General features: G+C 36.5%; 9 protein-coding genes. 4 read left to right on the plus strand and 5 right to left on the minus strand.

All coding sequences use genetic code 11. From position 1 onward, the window contains the following. Positions 1-326: 326 nt before the first annotated feature. The 4 genes from CXF59_RS13050 to CXF59_RS13065 form a co-directional block, all read right to left on the minus strand. On the minus strand, positions 327-737 hold the full coding sequence (locus tag CXF59_RS13050; RefSeq protein ID WP_101138188.1) for a BrxA/BrxB family bacilliredoxin: 411 nt from the start codon (positions 735-737) through the stop codon (positions 327-329). Positions 738-894: 157 nt separating this feature from the next. Continuing rightward, positions 895-2,040, minus strand: a complete 1,146-nt coding sequence (locus CXF59_RS13055; RefSeq protein ID WP_101138189.1) for a lycopene cyclase family protein — start codon at positions 2,038-2,040, stop codon at positions 895-897. A 1-nt stretch (position 2,041) separates the two neighbouring features. Beyond that, positions 2,042-2,539 (minus strand): DUF255 domain-containing protein, encoded by a 498-nt coding sequence (locus tag CXF59_RS13060; RefSeq protein ID WP_101138190.1) that lies wholly within the window; start codon positions 2,537-2,539, stop codon positions 2,042-2,044. Between the two features lie 294 nt (positions 2,540-2,833). Continuing rightward, complete coding sequence (locus CXF59_RS13065; RefSeq protein ID WP_101138191.1) at positions 2,834-5,086, minus strand: TonB-dependent receptor; 2,253 nt, start codon at positions 5,084-5,086, stop codon at positions 2,834-2,836. A gap of 103 nt (positions 5,087-5,189) precedes the next feature. Here CXF59_RS13065 and CXF59_RS13070 point away from each other — a divergent pair, with 103 nt between their 5' ends. The 4 genes from CXF59_RS13070 (at position 5,190) to CXF59_RS13085 (ending at position 9,110) form a co-directional block, all read left to right on the plus strand. Then, positions 5,190-7,061 (plus strand): Nramp family divalent metal transporter, encoded by a 1,872-nt coding sequence (locus CXF59_RS13070; protein WP_101138192.1) that lies wholly within the window; start codon positions 5,190-5,192, stop codon positions 7,059-7,061. A gap of 99 nt (positions 7,062-7,160) precedes the next feature. Continuing rightward, complete coding sequence (locus tag CXF59_RS13075) at positions 7,161-7,808, plus strand: metal-dependent transcriptional regulator (protein ID WP_101138193.1); 648 nt, start codon at positions 7,161-7,163, stop codon at positions 7,806-7,808. Positions 7,809-7,810: 2 nt separating this feature from the next. After that, positions 7,811-8,629 (plus strand): ZIP family metal transporter, encoded by an 819-nt coding sequence (locus tag CXF59_RS13080; protein ID WP_101138194.1) that lies wholly within the window; start codon positions 7,811-7,813, stop codon positions 8,627-8,629. A gap of 64 nt (positions 8,630-8,693) precedes the next feature. Continuing rightward, a complete protein-coding gene (locus CXF59_RS13085) occupies positions 8,694-9,110 on the plus strand; it encodes a hypothetical protein (protein WP_101138195.1) in 417 nt (138 codons plus the stop codon). A 194-nt stretch (positions 9,111-9,304) separates the two neighbouring features. Here CXF59_RS13085 and CXF59_RS13095 read toward each other — a convergent pair whose 3' ends face one another. Beyond that, entirely contained in the window at positions 9,305-11,533 is a 2,229-nt protein-coding gene (locus tag CXF59_RS13095) for a TonB-dependent receptor domain-containing protein (protein WP_101138197.1), read from the minus strand. Between the last annotated feature and the right edge of the window lie 49 nt (positions 11,534-11,582).

Raw genomic sequence — 11,582 nt, forward strand, 5'->3', positions numbered from 1 at the left:
CTCTTTAAGTTATTTTACTCCCATCTGTTCAAACTTTCTATCTGATGTAAAGCTAGCACATATCCTCAAGTACCGACATCTTTTTCGTGTTAAATATTACTAGGTGTTTGGATTCTTTTTTTTGAATATAAAGCTGAAGTATGGTTAAGTATCGTCATAATTTGATAAATCTTCAACAGTAGTAAAAGTAGTATCCCTGAGAGCAGTGTAATTATTTTTCATTCCCTCTTTTATGTTTAAATGAGATAGTACGGAAAAATAAAATATTGCTTCAAATAAAAAAACCACGCCGAGGCGTGGTTTTAAATTGTTGCTTTTCCCCTAGATTAACAGTGCTCGTTGTAAGCATCTTGTAAATTCTCAGCAATCAACTCAGCTGGACGACCTTCAATGTGGTGACGTTCTAGCATGTGTACTAATTCTCCGTTTTTGAACAAAGCCATAGCTGGTGATGATGGAGGAAAAGGGAACATGTGTTGTCTTGCAGCATCAACAGCATCTTTATCAACTCCTGCAAAAACAGTAATTAAATGATCTGGTTTTTTTGCTCCTTCTAAACTCATTTTAGCTCCCGGACGCGCATTTCTAGCAGCACAACCACATACAGAGTTAACTACAACTAGAGTAGTTCCTTCTGCTTTCATTGCGTTTTCAACTGCTTCTGCACTATGTAAATCTTGAAAACCTGCAGCTGTTAACTCAGCTTGCATTGGGTTTACCATTTCTTGTGGATACATATCTTTTATATTTTTAATTTGTATTATTTGAAAAGCAAAGTTACGAAGTTTAGGAATAAGTCCTTGGTTAGAATTATAAAGTTTTGTTATAGTTTAATAGCTGTTTTTTTGGTTATTTTGTAAACTATATCCGAATCAAAAAGATACAGTTAAAACACTAAAAATAGCGCATGCTTCTCGCTATAGCCTTGATGAAAAGAAGTTGAGGGCATTTTGATATAACTTGGAAATCTTCAAAATAAGAGGTCTCTTCATCTAAGAATTTAAAAACTAATGCAGGATCCCCTTTCTTAAATATGGATGAAAAAATGCTTGCGCCTAATTCATTGTGTCTGTCTAAAATGTCTAATAACAACAAGTCATAAAACCAGAACTTAGTTTTCGTATTAAATTTCCTCAATTCCTTTCCTTGCTGAAGAAAGGCAACTAATTGAGTTGATTTCTTGTCGGAATTTTTAAATGTATAGCCCGTACTTGCCTTTGTCCATCCGCCGGCAGTTCCTATATTTAGGACTCGTTTAGTCGTTTTTTTCCAAAAAGGGTAGCAGGTCATAGGAATACTACCTTGTTCTTTTTCGATTATTTCGAAATCACTAATCCCAAGTTTTTGAATGTATTTCTCAATTTCGAGTTCGTACTCTGCTGTTGGTAAAAGATGGTGTGAAAACAAAGTATATTCTAATAAGGCTTCATTGGTTGAAGTAGGTAGCACATACATAAAGCGGGTATTGCCTTTTTGCTCAACTGAAAAATCCATGAAAGTCGCTTGATTAGTATTGAATACTTGTTCTTTGGTTTTTATAAACCAACCTATAAAATGCTGTTGCAATAAGGGGTATTTGGTTTGACTTTCAACTTCGGCTTTGTTGTAAATACTATTAAAAACGGAGTCACAGGTATACGTTTCTTTCTCAGTGGCTACGAAAACGTGGCTTTCCAATTCATTTATATCAGTGACTTTTTGATTGACGTAGCTGATGTTTTTTTCATTCAAAATAAACTCAAAAACCTGATTGTAGAAATCCAGTCCTTGAATCATGTTATATTGATATGGATGCAAATCTAAGTCGCGAGTAAAATCAGCATTTGCAAAAAGCGCCGATTCCCATTTTTTTGAAATCGATGGTTCCCAATCCCCTTTTTGTGTTTGCCAGAAACACCAGGTGCGATCATTTGTTTTTTTTGAATTTTCATCCAATAACAAAATACTTTTCTCCTTAAATGCTTCAGACTGTGCCATTTTATAGACCGTCATTAAAGCGGCTAAACCGCTACCCGTAAAAATGTAATCGTAGTGTTTCATTTTAGTTTGAAGAATTCTTCTCAAAAATAGGGAATTCTTTTATTTTTTCAAGGATAGAAATAAGGTCTTTCGCTTTTAAATAGGATTGCTTTTGGAATAGAAGCGAATAATTGCGATCCATAATAGTGATTGTCGGATAAGTCACCTGATCTTCTACCGTCGATAAAATAATGGCTAATTCGTGGATTCCGGTGTTTGGACCTGTTGGTTTGAATTTAAAAGTGTGATTGTTGAACGTGATGTCGTTTTTACTTTCGGCATCTAATAAGATGAAATAGAAATGTTCATTCATTATACTAATAAGGTCTGGGTTTTTAAACGTTGTGTTTTCCATCATCTTGCAGTATTTACACCAGGAAGTGTGCACAAAAACAACAATAGATTTTGGGTTTTGTACAGATAGTTGTTCCACTTCTTCGAAGGAATAGGTTTTTAACTGGGCAAAACTGGAGGGAATCGCCCAAAGGAAAATTAATAACAAGAATATTTTATTTTTCATTACTGTTTTATCATTAGTTTTTGAAGTATAATTTTCGTTAGTTCGAATGATTCGCCGCGATGAATTGTATCGGGAATAATATAATTAGTTCAAGACGGTTCTCGATACACTTTTGTTTCGTTACACTACACAAAAATACGCGAACTGACGTTTTCTCAATTGTAGATTTGTAATTATAGCGTTCGTGAAATTCGCTGTTTTTCTATTAAAAAATGAAATGCCTTTCTCTATAATTAACGAACCTATGTTTCTATGTGTTTAAAGTTTTACCCAAAACAATCCCACCTTTAAAGATTAGTTCAAAGTGTAACGTAACCCAAAAAAACTTCGGACTCCTTGGTTAGGCCCGTAAACATATCCAGGATCAAAGGTTAAAGCATAAGGATTGTCGGGTGTCATTTGTGCATTTCCATTGCTATCATATTTTACATTTTTGTCAAAAGGGTCGTTGGCTCTTGCTATAATAAAAGGATTTCCCTTGTTTGGTGTCCAGTTCAATAAGTTTTTTACTCCCGCATACAATTCTAAATTTTTAAACTTATTGAAAGTGAATTGGATGTTTTGAACGCTCCAAGTTGGGGAATATTCCTTTCTGGGGTCTAATTTTCCAAGTAGTGGTAATCGCATCGGGCCATAAAGGTTTCCGGTATAGTCAAGATCTAGGAACAGCTTGCTGATACGATAGGAAATTGCCCAGGTTGCCGATATTTTTTCGGTAAGAATTTGTCGCGTGGTGGTATTGTTTTCTGTTTTGGTCACATCCATAAAGGTGACACCCAAAATCATTTTTAGACCATTGTTGAAAACCAAATCAACATTGGTACTAACACCTTTTGTTACGGCATAGCCGTCTAGATTTTTATAAATAACTTGGTTTGGATTAGTATCGTAATCCGGAATAATAGAATTGGAAAAACGGGTATACCAAGCCGTGGTTTCCAGCCCGATGAAGGTTCCGTTTTTAGTATACATCTTCTTCAAATAGTTCAAATTGGCATTGTACGAACGTTCTGGTTTTAATTCTTCCATTACAATTACATCGCGAGAACCTGTTAGCGCCGCATGTTCCTCAGTGAAAAGGTTTACAATTCTAAAGCCAGTTCCCGTGTTAAAACGTACTATATTATTGTCGTTAATTTTCCATTTATAGGCTAGTCTTGGAGTAAAGATAGTGCCATGATTATTGTTGTAATCTAATCGTGCGCCTAAAAGAACTTTATGTTTTTTTGCTAAGGTGATTTCGTCTTGCACAAAGAGACTCGGAATCCAATTGATATCTTCTTTCACTGTTGCGGTTGTGTTGTCATCGTAATATTGGTAACGGAGGGCAGTTCCAAAAAGCAAGTCATGATTATTAATTTCTTTATCCCAGGTCAATTGTCCAAAGCCGATGCGTTGCTTGGCGAGGTAAGGCATATCACCGTAAACGGAGTTTTGGTCATGGTCCGTATAAGAAAACGAAAACAACATTTTTTCTTTAATGGGAAGTTCATAAGCGCCCAGTAACTCCCAACGTTTTGTGTAAATGCTTTCACCATATACCTCAGTTCCACCGCGGTATTTTTTTGCCCATTGTAATTCACCTCCCCATCTGTCTTCATAAAAATAACGCCATGCGAGAGAGAGTAATTTGTTGTCCTTTCTGTTGAAACTCCATTTTTGGAAAATCGAAATACGGTCCTGCAGTGTTAAGTCAGTGAAGTTGTCTTTGTTGTTGTCAATTGGGTTACTGTAATTGAAATAATTAATCCCGGTTAGTACGGAGGCGGCGTTGCCAACATTTGCTGTAAAGCCGATATCTACATTCACTTCGCCCCAGCCAGTGGCAAAGGCATCAGCAGAAAAAACGGGCGCATTTTTCGGGTTTTTCGTGATGATGTTAATTAAGCCTCCCACGGCTTCGCTTCCGTATAATGAGGACGCCGGTCCTTTTACGATTTCGATACGTTCTAACAAGGAGTTGGGAATTCCAGACAAGCCATAGACAGTCGATAGTCCGCTGACAATAGGCATTCCGTCAATTAATACTAAAGTATAAGGCCCTTCTAGCCCGTTGATGTGGATGTCTCCTGTGTTGCAAACATTACAATTCAATTGTGGCCGAACCCCATTTACATTCTGTAACGCTTCAAAGATATTTGCCGTTGGATTTTTCTTGAAAAATACGGGTTTATAAACCTCTACTGGGACGGAGCTTTCTAAACGACTGACTGGTTTTAGCGTTCCAGTGATTACTATTTCGTCGAGTGTATTGTTTTCCCTTAAATTAAAATTCAAGATAACTTCAGTACTATCTGTAATTACGATGTTTAGACTTTGGGATTTAAAACCAGTATAGGAAGCGATAATTTCATAGTTTCCCCATGGAACAGTATTGAAATGATAAGTACCGTCGGCATTACTGGTAGCTGAATATTTAGTGTTTTTCAATACAATATTGGCTAGTTGTAAAGGCATGCCGTCAGCAGTGACAGTTCCTTCTATCTTGGTTTGAGCAAATGAGATGGTATTAATTAGAATACAAAAAAGTAAAATTAGATTTTTCACAAATATGTTTTAGCAATAGATTAAATAAATATTTAGGCAAAGCTAAAAATTATATTTGATATAACAAAAAAACATAATTACATTTGCCTCAAATTGTTAGAACATGGGAAAGTCCTTAGAGGAAGTAAACGAATCGGTTTCGACTCTAAATAAGAAGTCAGCTTTTAGGAAAATATTAGCTTTTTTCGGTCCTGCATACTTGATTAGCGTAGGATATATGGACCCGGGAAACTGGGCGACTGATCTTGCAGGAGGTAGCCAATTTGGGTATTCGTTACTTTGGGTTTTATTGATGAGTAACATCATGGCTTTGTTGCTTCAAAGTTTAAGTGCGCGATTAGGAATTGTTACCCAGCGTGATTTAGCTCAGGCTTCGCGGGAAACATATTCGCGATTTATCAATTACATTCTTTACTTTTTGGCTGAAGTTGCCATTGCCGCCTGTGATCTTGCTGAAGTGTTAGGAATGGCAATTGGTATAAATCTATTGTTTGGTATCCCGCTTATTGAAGGAGTAATTATTACGGTATTGGACACGTTCCTGTTGCTGTTCTTGATCAATAAAGGTATCCGAAAAATGGAAGCTTTTATCATAGTACTGGTTATGGTAATAGGGGTTTCTTTTATTTTTGAAATGATTTTTGCACAGCCTGATATGGGGGATGTGATTTATGGTTTAATTCCTTCTATGCCTAACGAAACAGCATTATACATTGCAATTGGTATTATAGGGGCTACCGTGATGCCACATAATTTATATCTGCATTCTTCATTGGTGCAAACCAGAAAATTTGACAGAACTACGGCAGGTATAAAGCAGGCTTTAAAATATAATTTTATTGATTCGACGATTGCATTGAATTTGGCTTTTTTTGTAAATGCGTCGATATTAATTTTGGCTGCTGCCACCTTCTATAAAGTGGGAATGTATGAAGTTGCCGAAATTCAAGATGCGCATAAGTTTTTAGCTCCATTATTAGGGACTAAATGGGCATCTATTTTATTCGCCGTAGCCTTGATCGCTGCAGGACAAAGTTCGACGATAACAGGAACGTTAGCCGGTCAAATTATCATGGAAGGTTATCTTAATTTAAGGATTCAGCCTTGGGTGCGCAGAATAATCACTCGACTGATTGCCATTATTCCGGCAGTTGTCGTAATTAGTATCTTTGGGGAAGGGGTGACAGGGAAATTATTGATTTTGAGTCAGGTGATTTTGAGTTTGCAACTGGGTTTTGCCATTATTCCGCTGATTCATTTTGTAAGTGATAAATCTAAAATGCGGGGGTTTCATATTAGTAGAACAACACAAGTAGCATCCTGGATTGTGGCTTCTATTATTGTGGCACTGAATGGGAAATTAGTTTATGATGAAATAAGCGGTTGGTTAGAAGCTTCAGAAAACCCTATTCTTTTATGGCTTACGGTTGTTCCATTGGCATTAAGTTTCTTGATATTATTACTGTACATTGTGTTTAAGCCGTTTGTAACGAAGTCAAAAATCACAGTTCAAAACCATTCGCCACATAATTTAAAGCTGAAATTTTCTAAATCAGAAAGCTATGCTAAAAAAGATATTGCCGTTTCTGTTGATTTCTCATCTGCTGATGAAATCGCATTGAATAGCGCCTTTGAATTAGGGGGTACAGCAGCTAACTATACGTTGATTCATGTAGTAGAAACGGTTGGTGCAATGATTTATGGGGAGAATATTGATGATCATGAAACATCAGTCGATGAAAAATTATTGGAAAAGTACAAAGTGATTCTGTCAGAAAAAGGCTTTAAAGTAACCATTCAACTGGGCTTTGGTAAGCCAAATAAAGTAATACCGGAGATTATCAATGAAGGAAATTTTGATGTTTTGGTCATGGGAACCCACGGTCATACTGGATTCAAAGATTTAGTTTTTGGAACTACCGTTGACAAATTGCGACACAAGATTTCTATTCCATTGTTGATCGTAAAAAATTAAAATAATAAGGAGCCTAATCCCGCTATCCGCTTTATCTTTATTTTTTTAAAGAAAAAAATAAAGGATGCCGCTATTATCGGGGCTAAAACATATATATAAATGACATTCTCAGAAGAAAATTATCTTAAAGGCATCTATCATCTCACAGTGGTTTCCAACGCCGAAGTGAGTACCAATGCCATTGCCGAAATGATGGACACAAAAGCGTCCTCCGTCACCGACATGCTCAAGAAATTAGCCGAAAAAGATTTGGTAAATTATGTAAAATATCGTGGAGTTTCCCTGACAGAGCGGGGCAAGTTAGCGGCTAAAATGATTGTTAGAAAGCACCGGCTTTGGGAAGTTTTCTTGGTAGAAAAATTAGATTTTTCTTGGGACGAGGTACATGAAATCGCAGAACAATTAGAACATATAAAATCAGAAAAACTGATTAATAAACTGGATGATTTTTTAGGAAATCCTACTGAAGATCCTCACGGCGATCCCATTCCGAATGCTGAAGGACAAATTTTAAAAATTGATAAGCAATTACTTTCGGAACTGGCCGAGAATCAAAAAGGGATTTGTGTGGGAGTGAAAGATACTTCATCAGAGTTCTTGAAATATTTAGACAAACAAGGAATCGCTTTGGGCTCTATAATAGAGGTAGTAAGTAAAGAAAGTTTTGATTTGTCCGTAAAAATAAAAGTGGATGACGAGAGTTTATCGATTTCAAATAAAATAGCAAGTAATTTATATATCAAATAATTATGTTTCAATTTATAGTTGATTATTTCACAAGCATTGACCCAATATTAGCCGCTTTATATGCTAGTTTATTCACCTGGTTTCTAACGGCTTTAGGGGCGTCTTTCGTTTTTATGTTTAAAACCATGAACCGTGTGGTGCTTGATGGAATGCTCGGGTTTACCGGAGGTGTAATGGTTGCAGCCAGTTTTTGGAGTTTATTGGCTCCAGCCATAGAAATGACCGGCGGGGAAGGTTTTGCTAAAGTGATGCCGGCATCCATTGGTTTTTTCCTTGGTGCCTTGTTTATTTTTGGGATTGATAAAGTATTGCCCCATCTTCATATCAATTTTAAAGTCAGCGAAGGAATTAAATCACCATGGCAACGAACTACCTTGTTGGTTTCGGCAATTACACTGCACAATATTCCGGAAGGATTGGCTGTTGGAGTTCTTTTTGGTGGAGTGGCAGCTGGTATTCCGGAAGCTTCTATTGCAGGAGCAATTACATTAGCTATTGGGATTGGAATTCAGAATTTTCCAGAAGGAATTGCCGTAGCAATGCCGTTGCGACGTATGGGGATGAGTAGATCGAAAAGTTTTATGTACGGACAAGGATCAGCTTTAGTTGAGCCTGTTGCAGCTGTTTTAGGGGCTTTTGCAGTCACTTTTTTCACCCCAATTTTACCGTATGCTTTGGCTTTTGCCGCAGGCGCAATGATTTTTGTGGTAGTAGAAGAAGTAATCCCAGAAACGCAACAGGATAAAAACACCGATATTGCTACGATGGGATTTATTGGCGGATTTATTGTCATGATGGTTTTGGATGTGGCTCTCGGGTAGGAAGCTCTAGTCTTTATTAATTTCTATTGAAAGAAAGCTTAGATTTACCTTTTAAATATAGCATATGAAAAAGTCAGTACTATTCCTTTTTATCTTTATCAGCAGTTTTGCTTTCGCGCAAAGTTCAAAATCTCAAAGGGTCAAATACGTAAAAGTCATTCAAAAAGTGTGTTCCAATCAAAAAGGAGTTCAGCTGGTTTTAAAAGAGGTGCTTTCAGACTCCCGGTGTCCTGAAGGAGTTAGATGTATTTGGGTGGGGGAAATTAAAGTGGTTGTATCTGTTTATGAGGGCAAAAAACTGATTAAAGAGGAAGAATTAGTCGTTTCCGAAAAAAACGATCAAATAAACAAAGAATGGTTTATGAATTACCTACCTCGGAGTCAAAAAAACATAAAGAGTATCAATGTTGTACCTTACCCAAAAGAGGGTGTTAAAATTGACCCTAAAGCGTACTATATAAAAATAGGGTATAGCAAATAGTTTAGTGACATCCGCAATCTCCACTGCCACAATCTTTAGCAGATTTTTTCTTTTTGAAAAAGAATTTTTTACTTAGGAAGACTAAAGCTATTCCAAGTGCAACAAAAGCTATTATTTCTTGAATATCCATAGTACAAAAATAAGAAAAAGCAACCGAAAAAGGTTGCTTTTTAAGTTAAACTATTTAGCGGTCTTTAGAATTCTGCCATAATTCCGAAGTTTATTCCAAAAGGATGTCCAGGTCTTAAGCCTGCTGGAACTCTAGAAACGGCATATTCTTTGTCTAATACATTGATGACATTACCCATTAGGCTGATGTATTCCGAGACGTGATATCTAGCTGATAAATCAATAATAAAATTAGAAGGTACTTTGTTTTGCGCAGGAATGGTTCCAGTCCCGGCAAGCGTCCTGAAGGCATCTACGTATTTACCGCTAACAGAAAAGTTGAATTTTGTAGTTTCTAAAGCGGCGGTGATTGCCAATTGATTTTTGGCGATGTATGGAATTTCATCACCACTTTCTACTGTACCCCAAATAGAACTCTTGAAGTTGTTTTTCAATTTAGTATCAGTGAAAGTATATGATAAAGTAACGGGTAACTTGAATCTTTTTTCCCTGTTGTCGATTACATCATAAGTCGCCAATAGCTCAATTCCTTTTACGGTAGCTGCACCCGCATTAAATAAATCGCCTGTTCCAGCGCCACCGCCAGACATAGAATCAGAACCTTGTAGATTAGAGAAATTGTTATAATATCCTATAACCTCTCCGTGTAACGCTCCTTTATCGAAACGAAAACCTAATTCTGTGTTCAAACTGTTTTCAGCATCTTCTCCTGCCTTGATTCCTGGAGGCGAAAACCCTTTGTGAACACTGGTAAATATATTGTAACCATCACTGATTTTGTAAAGAATTCCTAAACCTGGGATCCATACGTTGGTCTTATTATTAGCTCTCGCTAAAGTTGTTCCTGCTCTAGTAACATCATTAGTTCCATAGTTCAGTGAATTTAGCTTGATGTCTTCATAACGAATGCCGGGTGTGAAAGTGAATTTATCAAAAGTTAAATTATAGAGAATATGTGCTGCAATAGCTTCTGCCTTTATAATTGAATTGGCGTCTGTGCCTGGAGTTCCATTGCTGGTTCTGTTCATTACTCCATTTTGTATAGCATATCCATCGATCCATTGGAAACGATCCTCATAATCCTCATGGTAGCGAATTCCAAAATCAATATCGTGTTTTACCTTACCAGTTTCGAAGCTGTAGTTTCCGACCGATTGAATTCCTTTAGCCTCATATTTGCGATTATTTGCTTTTACTAATAATGCATTGTCTATTGTGTTATTAGCACCGGATATAGCGCGGTATTCTGCATTATAAGCGGTAGGGTCTGTTAGGATGTTATTTATACTAACTTTAGAGGAACCTAATTTTAAAGCGTCTAATTTATACCAGTTTCTAGAAAATTGGTTTTTATAGGCTTTAGTGACTATGTTAAAGTTTTTGGTAGGTTTTATTAAGTGCGTTAGCATGATTTGACGGTGTTCTGCATCTATGTAATCTTCGCTAGAACCTACATATCTTCTGTAGGGACTTTTTCTATAATCGTCGTCGGTTAATCCAAGGTAGGTTTCATTCGCGAAGTCTTCGCTATATTGAATTTTAGCGGTTAACGATTGATATACTTTTGCATCAGCATCTGAGTTAATTCTAAATTTTGCCACATAGTCGTTTCCTATGAAGCCTGTTTTTTTTGAACTATTGTCAATTGTTTTGAATCCATCTGAATTTCGATTGTTGTATTCTAAAACGTAACCATAGTTTTTATGTTGATCACCAATATTGACATAGGTTTTCTTTGTATTAAAACTTCCTATGCTAGCAGTGACACGGCCTGAAAAACGTCTTGGAATTTGAGTAGAAACCATGTTGATAGCACCTCCGGTAGTGTAGGGGCCGTATTGAATCTGGCTTCCACCTTTTAATATTTCGAAAGATTGCATTCTGCTTACTGTTGGGAAATAATACGCTGCAGGAGCAGAGTATGGTGCTGGTGCAATAAGAACCCCATCTTCCATTAATGTTATTTTCTCGCTTCGGTTAGGGCTGGTTCCTCGCATTCCAATGTTTGGTCGTAAGCCAAAACCATCTTCTTCTTGAATAGTTAGTCCTGGTACAGTTCTTAGAATTCGAGAAACATCATCATAGTTGAAGGTTTTTAATTCTTTTGGAGATATAAAATAAGTAGAACCTGCTTTGTTTTTGGCGTTGAATTTACTTCCTATAATTGCGTCTGTGGTAATGATTACTGCATTCAAACTTTCAATACTATCTTTTTGATTTTTTGAAAATTCTTTTTCTTGTGCAAACAAAACGGATGTAACTAATAAAGAAGCTACAATTATATTATTCCTCATTTTTTTATTTAAATTAATTCTGCGTGCAAAGGTATATTCCAAAACTTAT

Origin of the sequence: Flavobacterium sp. ALD4, assembly GCF_002836475.1 — a bacterium.
Lineage (GTDB): Bacteria > Bacteroidota > Bacteroidia > Flavobacteriales > Flavobacteriaceae > Flavobacterium.